At 69.9% G+C, this 18,581-nt stretch carries 17 protein-coding genes; 11 read left to right on the top strand and 6 right to left on the bottom strand.

From position 1 onward, the window contains the following. Positions 1-9 precede the first annotated feature (9 nt). Positions 10-675 (bottom strand): hypothetical protein, encoded by a 666-nt coding sequence (locus MXD64_RS08490; protein WP_263137410.1) that lies wholly within the window; start codon positions 673-675, stop codon positions 10-12. 20 nt (positions 676-695) lie between these two features. Here MXD64_RS08490 and MXD64_RS08485 point away from each other — a divergent pair, with 20 nt between their 5' ends. Further along, positions 696-1,577 (top strand): hypothetical protein, encoded by an 882-nt coding sequence (locus MXD64_RS08485; RefSeq protein WP_201300430.1) that lies wholly within the window; start codon positions 696-698, stop codon positions 1,575-1,577. A gap of 171 nt (positions 1,578-1,748) precedes the next feature. Here MXD64_RS08485 and MXD64_RS08480 read toward each other — a convergent pair whose 3' ends face one another. Together MXD64_RS08480 and MXD64_RS08475 are read right to left on the bottom strand one after the other, a co-directional pair. Beyond that, positions 1,749-2,717: a beta-ketoacyl-ACP synthase III gene (locus MXD64_RS08480; RefSeq protein WP_082046796.1), complete on the bottom strand. Its 969-nt coding sequence runs from the start codon at positions 2,715-2,717 to the stop codon at positions 1,749-1,751. 69 nt (positions 2,718-2,786) lie between these two features. Then, positions 2,787-3,194 carry a ChaB family protein gene (locus tag MXD64_RS08475; protein ID WP_042537067.1) on the bottom strand — a complete coding sequence of 136 codons (408 nt, stop codon included), beginning with the start codon at positions 3,192-3,194 and terminating at the stop codon, positions 2,787-2,789. Positions 3,195-3,293: 99 nt separating this feature from the next. Between MXD64_RS08475 and MXD64_RS08470 the strand changes: the two genes are divergently transcribed. Then, positions 3,294-4,265, top strand: coding sequence for an aldo/keto reductase (locus MXD64_RS08470; protein ID WP_031259266.1), 972 nt, complete (start codon positions 3,294-3,296; stop codon positions 4,263-4,265). A 303-nt stretch (positions 4,266-4,568) separates the two neighbouring features. Here MXD64_RS08470 and MXD64_RS08465 read toward each other — a convergent pair whose 3' ends face one another. Together MXD64_RS08465 and zapE are read right to left on the bottom strand one after the other, a co-directional pair. Then, on the bottom strand, positions 4,569-5,813 hold the full coding sequence (locus tag MXD64_RS08465) for an ammonium transporter (RefSeq protein WP_017886119.1): 1,245 nt from the start codon (positions 5,811-5,813) through the stop codon (positions 4,569-4,571). A 241-nt stretch (positions 5,814-6,054) separates the two neighbouring features. After that, positions 6,055-7,077 carry a cell division protein ZapE gene (gene zapE / locus MXD64_RS08460; RefSeq protein ID WP_411512258.1) on the bottom strand — a complete coding sequence of 341 codons (1,023 nt, stop codon included), beginning with the start codon at positions 7,075-7,077 and terminating at the stop codon, positions 6,055-6,057. 140 nt (positions 7,078-7,217) lie between these two features. Here zapE and MXD64_RS08455 point away from each other — a divergent pair, with 140 nt between their 5' ends. The 9 genes from MXD64_RS08455 (at position 7,218) to MXD64_RS08415 (ending at position 17,115) form a co-directional block, all read left to right on the top strand. Then, positions 7,218-8,129, top strand: a complete 912-nt coding sequence (locus MXD64_RS08455) for a sulfurtransferase (protein WP_263137407.1) — start codon at positions 7,218-7,220, stop codon at positions 8,127-8,129. Continuing rightward, positions 8,126-8,584: a SufE family protein gene (locus MXD64_RS08450; RefSeq protein WP_056068489.1), complete on the top strand. Its 459-nt coding sequence runs from the start codon at positions 8,126-8,128 to the stop codon at positions 8,582-8,584. The genes MXD64_RS08455 and MXD64_RS08450 overlap by 4 nt, the downstream gene beginning before the upstream one ends. Positions 8,585-8,720: 136 nt before the next feature. Beyond that, the gene (locus tag MXD64_RS08445) at positions 8,721-14,069 is read left to right on the top strand and encodes a DUF6531 domain-containing protein (protein WP_263137406.1); all 5,349 of its coding nucleotides are present in this window, start codon (positions 8,721-8,723) and stop codon (positions 14,067-14,069) included. After that, the gene (locus MXD64_RS08440) at positions 14,066-14,590 is read left to right on the top strand and encodes an Imm26 family immunity protein (RefSeq protein WP_017886115.1); all 525 of its coding nucleotides are present in this window, start codon (positions 14,066-14,068) and stop codon (positions 14,588-14,590) included. The genes MXD64_RS08445 and MXD64_RS08440 overlap by 4 nt, the downstream gene beginning before the upstream one ends. Positions 14,591-14,596: 6 nt before the next feature. Beyond that, positions 14,597-14,749, top strand: coding sequence for a hypothetical protein (locus MXD64_RS08435; protein ID WP_263137405.1), 153 nt, complete (start codon positions 14,597-14,599; stop codon positions 14,747-14,749). A gap of 6 nt (positions 14,750-14,755) precedes the next feature. After that, positions 14,756-15,172, top strand: a complete 417-nt coding sequence (locus MXD64_RS08430) for a DUF6188 family protein (RefSeq protein WP_259495874.1) — start codon at positions 14,756-14,758, stop codon at positions 15,170-15,172. Continuing rightward, positions 15,169-15,585, top strand: coding sequence for a DUF6188 family protein (locus tag MXD64_RS08425; RefSeq protein ID WP_017886112.1), 417 nt, complete (start codon positions 15,169-15,171; stop codon positions 15,583-15,585). Before MXD64_RS08430 ends, MXD64_RS08425 begins: the two co-directional genes overlap by 4 nt. A 5-nt stretch (positions 15,586-15,590) precedes the next feature. Next, positions 15,591-16,307, top strand: coding sequence for a hypothetical protein (locus tag MXD64_RS08420; RefSeq protein WP_263137404.1), 717 nt, complete (start codon positions 15,591-15,593; stop codon positions 16,305-16,307). A 436-nt stretch (positions 16,308-16,743) separates the two neighbouring features. Next, positions 16,744-17,115 carry a hypothetical protein gene (locus tag MXD64_RS08415; RefSeq protein WP_259552476.1) on the top strand — a complete coding sequence of 124 codons (372 nt, stop codon included), beginning with the start codon at positions 16,744-16,746 and terminating at the stop codon, positions 17,113-17,115. A 227-nt stretch (positions 17,116-17,342) separates the two neighbouring features. On the opposite strand, the gene MXD64_RS08410 is transcribed toward MXD64_RS08415, so the two are convergent. Beyond that, the gene (locus MXD64_RS08410; RefSeq protein WP_017886109.1) at positions 17,343-18,566 is read right to left on the bottom strand and encodes an alpha/beta fold hydrolase; all 1,224 of its coding nucleotides are present in this window, start codon (positions 18,564-18,566) and stop codon (positions 17,343-17,345) included. Between the last annotated feature and the right edge of the window lie 15 nt (positions 18,567-18,581).

Below are 18,581 nucleotides of genomic sequence, written 5' to 3'. Positions count from 1 at the left end.
CACGGACGGTCAGCGCGGGCGGTGCGGTGCCTCGGGGTGGTACTCCCGCTGGCGCTCCACCGTCGGCGAACCGGAGACTCCGCGGCCGTTCAACACCCCGCCGACCACGACCTCGCCGACCCCCACGCGCACACCACGGACGGGCCCCGTGCCCTTGACCACACCGCCGCGGTGGTCCGGGTCGGGTTCGCGGTGGTCGCCGCCGTCCGCCAGTTCGACGTCCCGGACGGACACCGGCCCGAGCACCTGCGCGCCGGAGCCGATGCGCGCCGGCCCCTCGACGAGACACCCGGCCGTCAGGCGAGCGCGACCACCCACCACCACGTCGGATCCCGTCGCGATGATCGTCACCGGTCCGGGCCCGAGTTCGGCGTCCTCGCCGACGTGCACGGTCGCCGCGGACGCGACGATGGTCACCGGCCCGGGGCCGAGTCGTGCTCCGGAAGCGACCGAGATCAGGCCGCCGTCGCGGGTCTCCAGGGTCGTGGACGGGTACAGCACGGCTCCGGGCAGGACGGTCACGCCCGCCCCGATCAGGACGGACCCGGGGTCGAGCACGCGGACGTCCGGTGCGAGCGCGGTGACCTCGTGGACGGGCAGGAACCCGGCCGCGCGGCGAGCCACGTCGAGGGGTCGCGCTGTCCGGTCGCCGCCCATCCAGCGAGCCTCCCACATGCCCGGCGTACGGTGAGCGCATGGCCCGCTCCCCGAAGGACCAGGCGATCGTGCCGCTGCCGAACGCCCAGGTCTCCCCCACGTCAGACGACTCCAGAACCCCGCAACCACAACCGCAACAACCCGCAGGATGGGTCAAGTTGCTCGACCGCGCCATCAGTGTGCAGCGGCCGGCGGTCGTGGCGCACGTCAAGGCGATCCGCCGCCGCAAGCCCGATGCCACGCCGGCCGAGGTCATCCAGATCCTCGAGCGGCAGTACCTCACGGCCGTGACGACCGGTGGTGCCGCGGTCGGTGCGAGCGCCGTGATCCCGGGCGTCGGGATGGTTGCCGCGCTCGGACTGAGCGGTGCGGAGACGATCGGGTTCCTCGAGACCACGGCGCTGTTCGCCCAGTCGGTGACCGAGGTGCACGGGATCGCCCTGGACGACCCCGAGCGCGCTCGCACCCTGGTGATGGCGATGATCCTCGGCGCCCCGGGGACGCAGCTGATCAAGCAACTCGGTGGACAGATCGCCGGTGGCCAGGTCCGGACCGCGTTCTGGGGCGAGATGGTGACCTCGTCCCTCCCGAAGCAGATGGTGAACGGCATCGGCGGACAGGTCCGAGACCAGTTCATCAAGCGCTTCGCCATCCGACAGGGCGGGTCGGTGCTCGGTCGGGCCCTGCCGTTCGGCATCGGAGCGGCCGTCGGTGGCCTCGGTAACCACGCGCTGGGTCGCAAGGTCATCCAGGCGTCACGGACGGGCTTCGGCATGCCGCCGGCGCAGTTCCCGATCGTCCTGACCGTGACCCCCGCGGCCGAGAAGACCCGGCGTGTCCTGCCGTGGAAGCGTGGCGCGGGCAAGGACCAGGACCTCTGGACCGAGCCGGGCAACGACGACCACGGCACGAAACGCTGAACCCCGGCACGACGCGCTCAACCCCGGCACGACGCCCTGAACCCCGGCACGACGCCCTGAACCCCGGCACGAAGCGCCGGACCAGGGCACCAAGCACTGACACAGGAACGGCCCGGGCAGCGTGCCCGGGCCGTTCCTGCGTCTGTGTCTGTGTCTGTTGCAGGCCGTGTCCTAGAAGGACCGCACGGGCGTCGTCACGACCTGTCCAGCGTGCGCGAACCCGCCCCCGAAGCCGAACAGCAGCGCCGGCACCCCCTCGGGCAGGTCACCACGCTCCCACGCCTTCGACAGCCCGAGCGGCACACTCGCCGCCGAGGTGTTCCCGGACTCGACGACGTCGCGGATGACGAACTTGGACTCCCCGCCGAGCGCGGTCACGAGCGGCTCGATGATCCGCAGGTTCGCCTGGTGGAACGCGAACACCTCGATGTCGTCCATCGAGAGCCCCGCGGCTTCGACGACCTTGCGGGCGTGTCCCTCCGCCTCGGTGATGGCCCAGCGGTAGATCGAGCGACCCTCCTGGTTGAAGCGCCCCGGCGACCCCTCCACGCGGACGGCATCGAGCAGGTGCGGCACGCTCCCCCACGACACCGGCCCGATCTCGGGCGTCTCGGCGACACCGAGCACGGCGGCGCCGGCTCCGTCACCGACGAGCACACAGGTCGACCGGTCGGTCCAGTCGGCGATGCCGGACAGCACCTCGGACCCGATCACGAGCGCGACGTCGGCCGAGCCGGTCCGGATGGACTGGTCGGCGAGCCCGAGCGCGTACTCGAAGCCACTGCACGCGGTGTTGATGTCGATCGGCGCTGGGCCGTTCGTCATGCCGAGTGCGGCGGCGACCCGGCCGGCCGTGTACGGAGCGCGGTCCTGGTGCGTGGTGGACGCGACGATGACGAGTCCGACGGCCGAGGGCGACACCCCGGCGTCGGCGAGGGCACGGCGGCCCGCCTCGATCGCCATCGACGTGACGGTGTCGTCGGGCCCGGCGATCCGTCGGGTCTGGATGCCGGTGCGGGTGCGGATCCACTCGTCGTTCGTGTCGACCATCGTCGACAGTTCGTCGTTGGTCAGGATGCGTTCGGGCTGGTGGTGTCCGAACCCGAGGATCCGGCTGCCACGGAGTGCTGGGATGTTCACCGTCGGCACGTTACCCCCTCGCCCCGAGCCAGCATGCCTGCCGAGGAATGCAGGCCCCGCCTCGCACCGTCACTTCCGCGCGGCGGCGGTCGCACGGTCGTTGGCCTTGCCGATCGCGTCGACCAGCTCGTCCTTGTTCATCTTCGACCGGCCGCGCACGTCGAGCCGCTTCGCGACGTCCATCAGGTGTGCCTTCGAGGCGTTCGCGTCGACACCGCCCTCGGTCTTCCCGGATGAGTCCGAGCCAGCACCACGCGAACCCGCGGCACCGGAGTCGGACGGGCCGGAGGACTCCTTCTCCTCCCAGTGGTCGCCGACCTTCTCGTACTCGTGCTTCACCGCGGCGAACGCGGTGCGGTGCGCGCGCTCGCCCGGTCCGTACGACTCGTTCGCCGAGTCGAGCGCCTTCTCGAAGATCTCCTGCGCGTGCTCCGGGGACCGCTGCAGGGTGCTGGGGATCTCGTCCTTGGCTGGCATGGCTGCTCCTCTCGAGTGGTCCTCCCTGACTACTCCCCACCCCTCGACCGGTACTCCCAGGGCCTGGCGCCACCAGCGCGTCACGAGTAGACCCGTCTCATGGACTACACACACCTCGGACGGACAGGGCTGTCGGTTTCACGAGCAGTGCTCGGCACGATGAACTTCGGCCCGGAGACCAGCGAGGACGACTCGCACGCGATCATGGACCGGGCCCACGAGCTCGGCGTCAACTTCTTCGACACCGCCAACGGGTACGGCGGCTCGGTGGGCAAGGGTGCCACCGAGGAGATCATCGGCCGCTGGTTCGCCGAGGGCGGCGGGCGTCGCGAGAAGACCGTCCTCGCCACGAAGGTCTACGGCGAGATGATCGACTGGCCGAACGGCGGCAAGCTCAGCGCCCTGAACATCCGGCAGTCGCTCGACGCGAGTCTGCAGCGGCTGCAGACCGACCACATCGACCTGTACCAGTTCCACCACGTCGACCGTGCGACGCCGTGGGACGAGATCTGGCAGGCGATCGACGTCGCCGTGCAGCAGGGCAAGGTGCTCTACGTCGGCTCGTCGAACTTCGCCGGCTGGCACATCGCCCAGGCGCAGGAGGCCGCGAAGCGCCGCAACACCTTCGGCCTGGTCAGCGAGCAGTCGATCTACAACCTCGTGGTCCGCGACGTCGAGCGCGAGGTCCTGCCCGCCGCCCGTGCGTACGGCCTCGGCGTGATCCCGTGGTCGCCGCTGCAGGGCGGCCTGCTCGGCGGCGTCATCGAGAAGACGGAGAACGGCTCGCGTCGCCTGTCCGGCCGCAGCGCCGAGTACGTCGATTCGCACCGTGACCAGCTCACCGCGTACGAGTCCTTCGCGAAGGAACTCGGGCACACCCCCGGGGAGCTCGCCCTCGCTTGGCTGCTGCACCAGCCCGGCGTCACCGCGCCGATCACCGGCCCGCGCACGATGGAGCAGTGGGAGTCCGCGGTCCGCGCTGTCGACATCCGCCTCGACCAGCGTGCACTCGACCGGCTCGACGAGATCTTCCCGGGGCACACGACCTCGCCGGAGGACTACGCCTGGTGACGTCGCCGGCGGAACCAACCGAACCGGCGGAACCAACCGAACCGGCGGAACCAACCGAACCGGCGGAACCAACGGAACCAACGGGTCGCTGACGCGCCCAGCTGCCTGGAGGCGCGGTGCGGGTCCGACCCGCACCGCGCCTCCGAAGCCGCTTCCGTGCCGACGCGCCAGCGGCGGACCGACCGTGACCGGTGGAGAGCCTCCCGTCCGTGGTCACGTCGAACACGCGACCCAGCGACACGACGACGGGCCCCGCGCTGCTGTGTGCGCGGGGCCCGTCGTCGTACGGGTGGTGCCTGGTGACTAGCGGACGCTGACCGGGCTGTCGTCGGTCTGCTCGTACAGGACGTAGCCCTCCTCGCCGTGGACGGCGGTGTCGATGCCCGCGACCTCGTCCTCGGTCTTGACGCGGAAGCCCATGGTCTTCTCGATGATCCAGCCGATGAGGAAGGCCAGGACGAACGAGTAGGCGCCGACGGCACCGGCTGCGGCCGCCTGCTTGCCGAGCTGCTCGAACGAGCCGGAGTAGATCAGGCCGGTGTCGTTGGCGAAGAACCCGAGGAACAGGGTGCCGAAGATGCCGCCGACCAGGTGCACGCCGACCACGTCGAGCGAGTCGTCGAAGCCCAGGCGGTACTTCCAGTCGATGGCGAAGCAGCAGACGATGCCGGCGAGGAAGCCGAGCAGGATGCCCCAGCCCGGGGTCAGGTTGGCACAGGCCGGGGTGATCGCGACCAGGCCGGTGACGGCACCCGAGGCGGCACCGACAGAGGTGGCCTTGCCGTCCTTGAGCTTCTCGACGAGCAACCAGCCGAGGACCGCGGCTGCGGGAGCGGCGAGCGTGTTGATCCAGGCGAGCGACGCGACGCCGTTCGCGGCACCGGCGGAGCCGGCGTTGAAGCCGAACCAGCCGAACCACAGGATGGCGGCACCGAGCAGGACGAAGGGCGGGTTGTGCGGCTTGTGCGCGCCCTTGGCGAAGCCGACGCGCTTGCCGAGGACGATCGCCAGGGCGAGACCCGCCGCACCGGCGTTGATGTGCACCGCGGTGCCACCGGCGAAGTCGATGACGCCCCACGTGGCGGCCCAACCGGAGGTCAGGTTGAAGACCCACGAGGCGACCGGGAAGTAGACGACCGTGACCCAGATGCCGGCGAAGACCATCCACGCGCCGAACTTGGCGCGGTCGGCGATGGCGCCGGAGATGAGCGCGACGGTGATGATCGCGAAGGTGGCCTGGAAGCCGACGAAGGCGAGGTCGGGGTAGGTGGCGGCGAGCGTGGTGGCCTGGGACTGTTCGAACGCCTGGCCGAGGCCGATCTGGTTCCAGTCGATGCTGAAGAACCCGACGACGCCGCTGACGGCCGTGTGCGGCCCCGTGTTGGCGAAGGCGATCGCGTAGCCGTACAGCACCCAGAGGACGCCGACGAGCGCGATCGCACCGAAGGACATCATCATCATGGAGATGACGGACTTCGCCTTCACCAAACCGCCGTAGAAGAAGGCCAGGCCGGGTGTCATGAACAACACCAGCGCAGCCATGATCATGATGAAGCCTGTCTGGCCCTGATCAAGCATCTGTTCACCTCTCGATTGCACGAGCGGCTCTTGGACCGCCTCGGGTGTCACCGAGTCTGGCGAGGCGAGGTTTCACGAGGGAGCACGAACTGTTTCGCGGATGTAACGCGACCGCGCCGTTTGTAAACGTCGTGTTTCCAGCGGCCCGATGTCCCCTGCGCGAGGGGCAGGAGACCGCCGTGGACAGATCGGTCCGGGCAGGGAGCGACGTTCAGGCGCGAGTGAGCGCCACGACGCGGGACGCCGCGCGCAGGTACTTCTTGCGGTAGCCGCCCTCGAGCATCACGTCGGGGTACACCTGGTCGAGCGGGGTCCCCGAGGCGACGATCCGCACCTGCGCGTCGTACAGCCGGTCCACCAGGGCGACCCAGCGCAGCGCGTCGGTCTGGTCGGTGAACGCCCGGACGTCGGTCAGTCCGACGGCGTCCAGGTCCTCGACCAGCGCGACGTACTTCGAGGGGTGCACGGAACCCAGGTGTGCGACCACCGCTGCGAAGTCGTCGAGCGTGACCGCGCCCGTGGGCAGCAACCCGGCGACGTCGTCGACGACGGCAGCGGACTCGTCCACCGCACGTCGGCGGTAGTCGAGGCCGTCGATGCGCATGGTGTCGAAGCGGTCGGACATCGCCTGGATCTCGCGCAGGAAGTCCTGGGCGGCGAAGCGTCCTTCGCCGAGCGCCCCCGGCGGCGTGTTCGACGTCGCGGCGAAGCGGGTGCCCGTCTCGGTCAGTTCCTTGATGAGCCGGGTCATCACCATCGTGTCGCCCGGGTCGTCGAGCTCGAACTCGTCGATGCACACCAGGTCGGTGCCGCGGAGCAGGTCGACCGTCCCCTGGAACCCCAGTGCCCCGACGAGCGCGGTGTACTCGATGAAGGTGCCGAAGGTCTTCCGCCCGGTGGCCGCGTGGTACGCGGCGGCGAGCAGGTGGGTCTTGCCGACACCGAAGCCGCCGTCCAGGTAGACCCCGGACTTGGCCGACGGTTCCGCCGACTGCTTGCGCCTCCCGAACAGCCCGCGCCGTGGGGCCTCGGCGGGCCCTGCGGTCACGAAGGCGGCGACGGCATCGCGGACCGAGGCCTGCGAGGCGTAGTCCGGGTCCGGCCGGTACGAGTCGAACGACGCGTCCGTGAACTGCGGCGGGGGCACGAGCGCCGCGGCCATCTGCTGCGGGGTCACCCGGGGATCACGGTCGACGAGGTGAGCGGGCAATCGGGGGACCCTTCCGGGAAGCATGTCGTGGGGTGTCACGTTGCGTCAGGGGCACGGTACGTCCGCGTACCGTTGCCCACAGGCACCGACGCCCGATCCTAGTCCGACGCCAGCAGCACGCTCCCCAGCACCACGCTCCCCCGCACCCCCTGGAGGTACCCCCGATGACCGCACCGGTCGACCCGTCCGAGCAGTTCGCCGCCTACGCGCACCCGGAGCGCCTCGTCTCCACCGAGTGGCTGCAGGAGCAACTGGACTCCGGTGCCGGCGCGCCCGACCTGGTGGTCGTCGAGTCCGACGAGGACGTCCTGCTCTACGAGACCGGACACATCCCCGGCGCTGTGAAGGTCGACTGGCACACCGACCTCAACGACCCGGTGCAGCGCGACTACATCGACGGCGCCGCGTTCGCCGAGCTCCTCGGCGGCAAGGGCATCGGCCGCGACACCACCGTCGTGATCTACGGCGACAAGAACAACTGGTGGGCCGCGTACGCCCTCTGGGTGTTCACCCTGTTCGGCCACCAGGACGTCCGCCTGCTCGACGGCGGCCGCGCCAAGTGGATCGCCGAGGACCGCGCACTGACCACCGAGGAGACCCCCGTGACTCCCGTCGACTACCCCGTCGTCGAGCGCCACGACGAGCCCGTCCGTGCCTTCAAGGACGACGTCCTCGCGCACCTCGGCAAGCCGCTCATCGACGTCCGGAGCGCCCCGGAGTACAGCGGGGAGCGCACGACCGCGCCCGACTACCCGGAAGAGGGCGCGCTGCGCGGCGGGCACGTCCCCACCGCGGTGAACATCCCCTGGGCCGCGGCGGCGGCGCCCGACGGCACCTTCCGGTCGCGCGCTGAACTCGACGCGATCTACCGCGAGGGCGCCGGCATCGGTGACGCCGACCAGGTCATCGCGTACTGCCGCATCGGTGAGCGTTCGAGCCACACCTGGTTCGTCCTGCAGCACCTGCTCGGCTACGCCGACGTCCGCAACTACGACGGTTCGTGGACCGAGTGGGGCAGCGCCGTCCGCGTCCCCATCGTGCAGGGATCCGAGCCGGGTACGGTTCCGAACCGATGAACGCCAGCACCGACGCCACGCTCCCCGCCACCCTCGCCGAGATCCGCGACGACTTCCTCGCCCTGGGCCAGAAGGACCGCCTGCAGCTCCTGCTCGAGTTCTCGAACGAGCTGCCCGCACTGCCCGAACGCCTGCAGGGGCACGAGGACGAGCTCGAACGCGTCGAGGAGTGCCAGTCCCCCGTCTTCATCACCGTGACCGTGGGCGAGGACGGCGACGACCCGGACGTCGTCCGGATGCACGCCACCGCACCGCGCGAAGCACCGACCACCCGCGGCTTCGCCTCGATCCTGGCGCAGGGCCTGTCCGGCCTGACCGTCGAGCAGGTACTCGCCGTCCCGACGGACTACCCGTTGACCATCGGCCTGTCCGAGGCGGTCAGCCCGCTGCGGATCCGCGGCATGGTGGGCATGCTCGGTCGCGTCCAGCGGCAGGTGCAGGCTGCGGTCGCGTAGACGCGACCCAATGACGGACGGGAGGCCCGTGGCGACACCGCCACGGGCCTCCCGTCCGTCGGTTCAGCCGGTTCTCTGGCATTTCAGTCGCGGGGCGTGACAGGATGAGCCCGTCAGCATCTGGGGGGAATTGACGATGGCGAAGATCCACGGGAACGATCCGACCGGCTACTCGTACAGCGCGGCGGACACGCTCAAATCGGCTTCGACGGCGCTCGCGTCGTCGATCGGCGGCCAGTCCGGGTCGCGGTCGTCGTCGGTGACGACCGCGAGTGCAGAGTTCCGGGGGTACTTCTCCGAGGTCTTCGCGGACAACGCCGACATCGGTGCGCGCAGCGCGACGAAGCTCGTCGAGTCGTTGCAGAGCCTGTCGGGGTTCGTGCAGGAGCTCCGCGACGCCGCGAAGGACGAGGACGACCGGCGGAAGCAGGCGAAGGCGTGGGACGCCCGCAAGCGTGAACGCGAGGAGAACCTCCTCGTCGCTGCCGGGCACGAGGTCTCGACGTGGTTCGGCGGGGGCGACGACCCGAAGCCGCCGGAGCCCGAGCCGGAGCCGCGACTGCAGGCGGAGGAGGTCAGCGTCAAGGGCCGCGAGATCCCCGCGGGTGGTGGGACCAGCGGTGGGACGTCGTCGGCCGTCCCCGAAGACCTCCGCTCCTTCGAGGCGAACACCCGGACGCTCGACTCGGACCTGTCGAGCGCCGTCTCCACGTTCCGCAACGCCCTGAGCGACTACGAGGCCGAGTGCAACCCCTGCTGGGGCACCCTGAACGCCCAGTCGCTGCTGACCGCGGTGAACGACTGGCTCACCGCGAACGGGCATGACGCCGACTGGGCGGGCACCGTCGCCGCGCAGTTCGAAGCCGCCGGTGGTGGTGCCGGGCCCGCGACGCTGTCGGACGCGGCGATCGCGGCCGCCCTGTCCGCGGCGGGGATCGACGCCGGACGTGACGACTTCACCATCGGACCGTTCTCGGCGATGGGGACGCCCCCGACCAACGGGTTCGCCGACGATCCCGTGAACACCGCCACGGGCAACTTCCTCGAGCCCGAGACCGACCTGTCCTTCGCGGGGCAGGCCGCGTCGCTCCGGCTCACCCGGATGTACAACTCGCTCGACGGCCGTGCCGGGGTGTTCGGGCTCGGGTGGTCCTCGATCCTCGACACCCGGCTGGAGATCACCGACGACGCCGCGTCGGTCGTGCTCGACGACGGCCGGCAGGTCGACTTCCTGCGGCAGGGCGACGGCTGGGACCGCGCGGTCGGCGAGGACCTGTGGCTCCGGGCCGAGGGGGACGCCCTCGTCGTCCAGGACAACGCCGGCGGTCACTGGGCGTTCACGCCGTCCGGACTGTGGTTGCTCAGCGGCCGTGGAGCCGGCACCACCGTGACCGTTCGGCGTGACGAGCAGGACCGCATCACCCGCCTGTCGCACGTGTTCGGACGGTTCATCGACGTCGAGTACGCGGGCGACCGCGTGGCGTCGACGAGCGCCTCCGACGGACGCCGCGTGGAGTACCACTACGACGATGCTCGCCGACTCGTCCGTGCGACGGACGCCGTCGGCAGCCGTCGGTACCGCTGGAACGACGACGGGCTGATCGACCGCGTGACCGCTGCCACGGGTGTGGTCGAGTGCGAGAACACCTACGACGCCCGTGGCCGTGTCGTCGAGCAGCGCACGCCGTTCGGACGGCGCGTGCGGTTCGCGTACCTGCCGGGCCGCGTCACCTCGGTCTCCGACGTCGACGGCGACCACACCAACACGTGGATCGCCGACCGCAAGGGCCGGGTCGTCGGGATCATCGACACCGACGGGCGGCGTCAGTCGATGTCGTACGACCCGCACGGCAACCTCGTCTCGGTGACCGAGCGCGACGGGCAGGTGACCGTCCACGGGTACGACGAGCGGGGACGGCGCGTCCGGACCGTGACACCGGAGGGCGCCGACCTGACCTTCGGGTACGACGAGCAGGACCGCATGACCACGGTGGTCACCGCGAACGGCGGGGTCGTCGAGTACGAGTACGCGGGCGACGACCGGAACCCCTCCGTCGTCATCGACCCTGTCGGCGGTCGCACGCTGCTCGAGTGGCGGGACGGCCTGCTCGTGGGGACGACCGATCCGATGGGCGTCGTCGTCTCCTTTCACCACGATGCGTCCGGTGAGCTCACCGGGGTCGAGAACGCCGTCGGCGACACCGCGCAGTTGGTCCGCGACCCCGGAGGCCGGATCATCGAGGCCGTCACACCGCTCGGCAACCGGACCCGGTACCGCTACGACGCCGCCGGCCTGCTCACCGCGCGTGAGGACCCGGACGGCGGGCTGTGGCGGTTCGAGCACGGCGACGGCGGTCGGGTCACGGCGACGATCGATCCGACCGGTGCCCGCACCGAGGTCGCCTACGGCCAGCACGGCGAGATCGTGTCCACCACGGATCCCCTCGGTCGCGTCGTGACGAAGGACTTCGACGCCTTCGGCAACGTCTCGTCGATGACCCTGCCCGACGGTGCCGAGTGGGCGTTCGTGCACGACGCGCTCTCCCGACTCGAAGCCGTGGTCGACCCGGCCGGTGGCACCTGGACACGCGAGCACGACGTGGTCGGAGCCCTCGGCGCGACGGTCGACCCCACCGGTGTCCGCACCGAGGTGGGGCGCTCGCGCGCTGACGGCGTCTCCACGGTCCGGGACGCCTTCGACGCCGTGTCCGTCACGACCGACGAGTTCGGGCGCCCGACCCGGCTCGAGCACACAGACGCCTCCGCCGAACTCACGACGTACGACGCCTGCGGCCGACCGGTCGAACTCGTCGACGCGGACGGTGGACTCACCCGGATCGAGCGTGACCTGGCCGGACGAGTCGTCGGTGTGACCACTCCGGCGGGCCGCACCACCCGGTACGAGTACGACGCGTGCGGCCGCCCGGTCAGCGCGATCGACCCCGCCGGCGCACGCACCACGCTGACCTACGACGCCGATTCACGGGTCGTCGCGCGCACCCTGCCGACCGGCGAGGTCGCCCGGACCGAGTACGACCGCCAGGGTCGGGTCGTCCACGCCGACGTGCCCGGGGTCGGCACCGCCCGGTACCGGTACGACCGCGTGGGTCGGGTCGTGTCGGCGCGGGACACCCGTTTCGGCCAGCGGACCTTCCGCTACGACGCCGCCGGGCAACTCGTCGCCGCGGTGAACGGGCTCGGCGGCACCACCCGGTACGAGTACGACCAGCGTGGGCGCCTCGTCCGCACCGTCGATCCGCTGGGTGGGGTGACCGTCCGCACGTACACGCAGCTCGACAAGGTGGCCTCGTCCACCGATCAGCTCGGTCGCACGACGACGGCGACCTACGACGCGGCCGGGCGCCAGCTCACCCAGACGGACCCGGACGGCAGCGTCCTGCGGTGGGAGTACGACGCGGCCGGTCGTGAATCCGTGCAGTACGCCGGTGACCGGTTGGTCGGCCGCATCGACCGCGATGCGCGTGCTCGCACGGTGACGATCACCGACGAGACCCGTCCCGACTCCCCCGCCACCCACGTCCTCGAGTTCAGCCGACTGGGCCAGCTCGTCCGTCGTGCGACCGGCGCGCGCGAGACCCGGTGGACCCACGATGCCGACGGACTCCGCACCTCGGTGCAGTCCCCTGACGGGTCCACGACCCGGTACGAGCACGACGCCACCGGACGGGTCGTCCGGGTCGACCACTCGGCCTTCGGCGAGGTCCGGTACGAGCACGACGCGGCGGGGCGGCTCCTGCAGGCCCGCGCCGGCGATCAGCTGCAGACCTGGGAGTACGCGAACGGACAGGTGGTCCGGCACACGCGCATCGACGCGGACGGCACGCACGCCAGCACGATCGAACGCGACGCCGACGGGCGCATCACCCGGGTCGACGGACCCGGTGGGAGCACCACCTACGAGCACGACGATGCCGCGCAGCTGGTGGCGTCCGTCCAGGAAGCCCGTCGCACCGACTGGGTCTACGACGTTGCTGGTCGTCTGGTCGAGGAACGGACGGACTCCGTGGCCCGACGGTTCCGGCACGACGCCGCCGGTCAGCTGATCGGCGTCGACGCCGTGGACGGGTCGCCCGAGGTGGAGTACGCCTACGACGGCGCTGGTCGTCGGGTGCAGGCGCTCCGAGCCGACGGCGTGACGACCACGTACGGCTGGACCCCGCAGAGTCACCTCACCGGGGTGGCGGAGACCACCGCGGCTGGCAGCACCACGACCGACCTGCACGTCGACGCCCTCGGCGAACTCGCGCATGTCGACGGCGTCCCGATCGACTGGGACACCGCCGCGTTCGCACCGACGCTCCTGGCCGTCGGTGACGAGCCGGTGCTCCGCGCTCCCGGCGGCCTGATCGCGGTGGACGACCGCTGGATCGCCAGCGGTCGGCGCACCACGAGAGCAGCCGACGACGCCGACCCGTGGCAGACGCTCGTCGACCTCGGCGGCTCCGGCCTGCCCGGCGGCATCGCACTCGGCGCCGACGGTTCGCTGCAGGTCGCCGGCCTGGAGTGGATGGGCGCCCGCGCCTACGACCCGTCGTCGCGCGGCTTCCTGTCCGTCGACCCGGTCACCGCGCCCGCGGGAGCAGCCTGGGCCGGCAACCCGTACTCGTTCGCCGGCAATGATCCGCTGCACGCCATCGACCCGCTCGGACTCGCGCCGGTCACCGACGCCGAGCTCGAGGCCTACGCGGCAGCCGAACAGGGGCCGCTCGCACGTGCCGCAGCCGCGACCGGTGACTGGTTCGCGGACAACTGGGAGTACGTCGCCGGTGGCGCGATGGTCGTCGCCGGCGGTGTGCTCGTCGCCACCGGCGTCGGCGGTCCGGTCGGCATGATGCTCATCAGCGCCGGTGCCGACACAATCATCCAGAAGGCCACGACCGGCGAGGTGAACTGGGGCCAGGTCGCCGTCAGCGGGGCCTTCGGCGCCGTCGGGGGTGGTGCCGGTGCCCTGATCGGCAAGCAGCTGGTCAAGAACGCAGCAGAAGGTGCGGCGGAGAACGTCGCGAACTACGCGGTGAGTGGCCAGCCCGTGACCCCCGGCGGCCTGCTCCGGAACGCTGCCGAGGGTGCGGCGACGTCGGCGGCCACCGGCGGCACGATGTCGAAGGTGCATCTGCCGACGTCCGTGGCGAAGCTCGGCGAAGAGACGCCGGTACCACCGGGCATCATCTACCGGCGCACGGACATCACCGACGGCCTGAAGCCCTACATCGGACAGACCAAGAGTGAAGACCACTTCCTCCTGCGCCAGGCCGCTCACGCACGAGAACACCCGGATGCGGCGTTCAGATTTGAGAGGATCGACAGGGGGCACCCAGGAGTCGACCTGGACCGTCGAGAAGAGTTCCACATTCGCAACGAAGGCGGACCCACGAACAAGGGCAACCCGGATGGCGGCCTGTCCAACAAGCGCCACCAGATGAGCGAAAAGCGTTACGACGCGGCAGGAGGAAGCCCGTATTGAGTACGAAACAGCAGGTCTACAGGGTCTCGATCGGCGACATCTTCACAGTGCCCCTCGGCGACGGCAGGGCTGCCCTCGGACAAGTGATCGGCAAGTACAAGAGTTCGTTCTACGTCGTCGTCTTCGATCTGGTCGTTCCTGAAGATGCAGTTCAGAGCCTCGACCTCAGCGAGGTGGCCGCAACTCCGCCACTCCTGGCCCGGATGACGTTCGACGCCCGATTCCGACCGGGGATGTGGCAGATAGTGGGCCACCGCGCTCCGGATCAGGCACGTTTCCTGCCCGCCTACAGCTTCGGATCAGACGACTACGACGGAGTCCGGGTGACGAACTTCGACGGAACGAGAATGCGCCGGGCAACGGGACAGGAGGCTACCCAGGTCCCGCGGCTCACGATCGATTCCCCGATCGTCCTCGAGAAGGCGGTTCGTGCTCACTTCGGTCTGGAACCGTGGCTCCCGGCCTACGACGAAGTTCGATATCGTCCAACTCCTACGTCGTCCGAATTGTTCGGCGACTAGCAGTCCGTGAACGACGATCCTGAATCAACCAGGGAGATCATGATCTGGATGAGGAAGAGGAACGTCGACAGTCTTGAACTTCCGGGGTTCACAGATGCGACGCGGGGTGAACTCCGCCGGCCCTCTGTCGTCGGCTCCGCGCAGATTTCGGACGAGTGAACGATCGTGACCCGTGACACGGCAGACTCCACCGGGGGCGCGATGACCCTCGAGCGCGCGGGCACGCTCGACCTCATAGGCGTCGACTTCCGGCTTGAGCTGGGGTTCGGCAACGGCTACCGCGTCCAGCTCGAATCCGAGTGCACCGTCACCGACCGGTCCGGAAGCACCGCGGTCGTCGATCCCGACCGCAAGGACTCACTGCTCCCGGTTCTGCGGCTGTTCGGTGCCGAGCTCGTTCGGAGTTCGACCGAGAACGGCGTACTGACGCTGATCTTCGACGGCGGGGACACCCTCGTCGCCGGTCCCGATGCCGAGTTCGAGTCCTGGCAGGTCTCCGGGCCGAAGAGTCGCCCGGCCCGCACCGAGCCGCCGACCGGGAGCACGAGCACGGGCACCGGCACGGAAGGAGATCGAGGATGAGCGGCGTTCCGCGCCAGCCCTTCGCGCTGGACATCGCCGGCGACACCGTCGACCTCATCAGCATCGGACCAGACGTGACGATCCGCTTCTCGAGCGGTGCTTCGCTCCGGTTCGAGACCGACTTCGCGCTGACAGGCTCTGACGGGGAACACGCGTTCCTCGATCCCGGCGACAAACCGTCCCTGCTCGACCTCCTTGCCCTGCACAACAAGGTCGTCTCGGACGGTGCAGTCACGGGCGCGCGGATCGCCATCCGGTTCGCCTCGGGTGAGTTGCTCGAGGGCTGGTCGAACCGCCGAGGTCCGTCCTGGCACTACAGCGAACCGGGGCGCGCACGAGTGGACATCGACGTTCTGCCCGACGGCGAGGTCCGGTACCGACACAGCCCGTCGTCCGCGGAGATCAGACGGTGACGGACGTGCCCCCGGCCATCTCGATCCACCATCTCCGAGCGGTCACCAACGGAACGACTGTGGACCTGCCGGATCGTGTCGTCGAGGTCCTCGCCGCAGTGGGATCGGACGCGCAAGTGCTCGTCTCCGACGTGTCCGCACGCTCGTTCGCAGCGGTCATCCGGCGGTCCTACTCGAAGCAGGAGCCGAACCTCGTACCGTTCATCGACCCACTCGAAGCTCTCGGGGACGAGCTCGTCCTGATCTGTCAGATCGAGCACGGCGATGAACTCGTGACGGTCGTGTTGCGCGCGACGGACCGAACGCTCGTGGCAGCCACGACGATCGACCGCTCCGTCGGACTCGTCCACATCACCGTCCAGGAACTGCGCACGCGCCTGCGCGCATCAGACGCCCCGGGGGCGGAACTGGCGCTCACGGTGGCATCGCAGTGTCCGGCCGAACAACGGGTCCGCGTCTTCGAACAGGGCGCCCTTTCGACGGCACGGACCTTCCTGACGAAGTACACAATGGCGGCCAAGAGTGGCTCCGACGTCCGCGGGCTCGACGAGTTCGCCAGTGCGCTCGTGCCGCTCGGCGACGAGCAGCCGGGGTTGTGCACCGTGCAGGCTGACACCGCGGTCGCGATCATCGCGTTCACGCCAGGCAGGACCGACGTCCTCGCTGCCATGAGCGTGGGTGGCTTCTCGCCACAGGTCGAGACGACAGAGGAGACCGGATGACCACGACATTGCCGAACGACCTCGAGATGGTCACGTACACGATCCCCGCTGATCACATCGTGCTGCCCGATCTGGTCCAGTTCTCCTCAGAGCTCGATTCACCCGGGCTCGTCTGGGTCCTCACGACGCTGTACGCCATCACGTCCCCTGCTCAACCAGGTCCACCTGCCGACAGCGGTGAACAAGCTCGGCGACGAGCTCCCGACGGCCTTCGAAGCTCAGAAGATCTGCCGTGTCTCCGGCGGAGATGCTCAGGCGACCGGTGCCTCATGGACACCTTCCCACCCTGGTTCTGTTGCCAACCACCGCGACGTCGCAGGGCTACCGTCAGGGAAGACTGAGCCCGGTCACAGCGTGAACTCGGGGCAGTTCCTGCTCGAAGCAACGTTGCGCGACTCCCTCCCCAACGGCAACGGCATCGATCCGGAGAACTGACATGCAAGAAGTCTTCTTTCTCTCGTCCATGGACAGCAAGCGGTTCTCGTCCGTCTTCCGGTGCGAAGTGGAACGACCGATCGAGCTCCCGAACGGTCACCATGCGCTGATGGTCAGCTGCGATCCGCCGCTGAACGGTCAGGAGCTCGGCCACCCGCTGGGCGTCGGGGAGCTGTTGCTCTGGAGTCGCTTCGAAGACGAAGACCTCTGGACGTTCCCCGCTTTCCCGCACTTCGTCCAGATCTGTCTCCCTGACGTCGATCTGCCTGTCCATGCCATGCCTCCGAGCATCGCATGGGGCGAGATCTACAAGACCGAGGCAGACGCGAACGCCCACGAGATGAGCGCTCGCCCGCGCTCCTCGACGAAGTGATCGATCTGGTCGGCAAGCTCCGGCAGACTCGCGAACCGCCCGACGAGGCAGCAGGAAGCGCCTCGAACGGAGCGATCGCCGGACCACCCGCTTCGTGAGCCGGAATGGTCGGGTGTCGGACGGTGACCCGACCATTCCTGGTCACCAAGCGACCGAACGGGCGCAACGACGGACGGGAGGCGCGGTACCAGCTGGCACCGCGCCTCCCGTCCGTCGTCCGGTCGTGTCTACCGCGCGCTGGCCGCGCCGCGCCGCTGGACCACCTCGGTGAGCCACGCGAGGATCCGGGCGTCGAACCAGTCGGCGTCGTGGTTCCAGAGCTTCGTGTGCCGGGCCGTGGTCTGGATCTCGAGCCGGACCAGGTCGGGCCGCGCGCGCGCCAGGTCGTGCGAGGCCGAGGACGGCACGAAGCCGTCGTCGTCGCTGTGCAGCAGCAGGATCGGCACCGTGAGTTCGTCGGCACGGGTGACCATGTCGAGCTCGCGCAGGTCCACTGGCCGCTGCAGCCCGGCCAACCGGTAGAGCACGGGCGTGCGGAGCAGGCGCTGTGCGACCTTGCGGACCGGCCGCGGCAGGCGCAGGAGCTGGCTCTGCGACTTCAGGACGGCGTGCCAGTCGACCACGGGTGACTCGAGCACGACCCCGTCGACCAGCCCGGCGAACCGCGAGCGGAGCAGGGTCTGCAACACGACGGCGCCACCCATCGACCAGCCCATCAGCACGACGCTCTGGGCGTCCTGCGCGGTGAGCCAGCGGAGCACGGAGTCGACGTCCTCCCACTCGGTGCTGCCGAGGCCGTAGCGACCGTCGACACTGGGCGGGGCGACGCCGTCGTTCCGCCACGAGGCGAGGACGACCGAGTAGCCGGCAGCGCGGAAGACCGGGACGGCGCGGATGGTCTCGGCGCGGGTGACACCACGGCCGTGCACCAGCACGGCCCACGGGGCGTCCGGATCGTCGGCGCGGACGACCCATGCCGGGGCAGGGCCGTTCGGGGTGGGGATGTCGACGTCCTCGACGGGCACGTCGAGTTCGCCGGGTGTCAGGTAGAACCAGCCGCCCCAGCGACCGCGACGGGCGGCGGTCGGGTCGCCGGCGTCGATGGCGATGATGCGGCGTGTGACGGTGGTGTCGGTCGTGCCGAGCACTTCGCCGACGCGCATGTGTCCGGTGCCGCCGCCGAACCAGAGCGAGTAGCGGCCCTGCAGTTCCGTGTCCGCGGTGCGCTCGATCGTGACGGTCTTCCGGACCGGGTCGACGGCGTGGATCGGCACGCGCTCGTTGCGCTTGCGGTCAGGCGTGACGACGGCGCGGGCGACGGCGGCGACGAAGCCACCGATGACGGCCGTCCCCACCGCTGCTGCTGCCAGACCGGCGCCGAGTGCGATGAACCCGGCCGATCGAGCGGTCTCCTGGACGACGTCCTCGGCGGGTCGCGCGGATCGGGACATGGCCCGGAGCCTAGT

This window comes from Curtobacterium sp. Arg-1 (assembly GCF_025643395.1).
Classification (GTDB): Bacteria; Actinomycetota; Actinomycetes; order Actinomycetales; family Microbacteriaceae; genus Curtobacterium; species Curtobacterium poinsettiae.
This window is presented reverse-complemented; position numbering and strand designations above follow the sequence as displayed.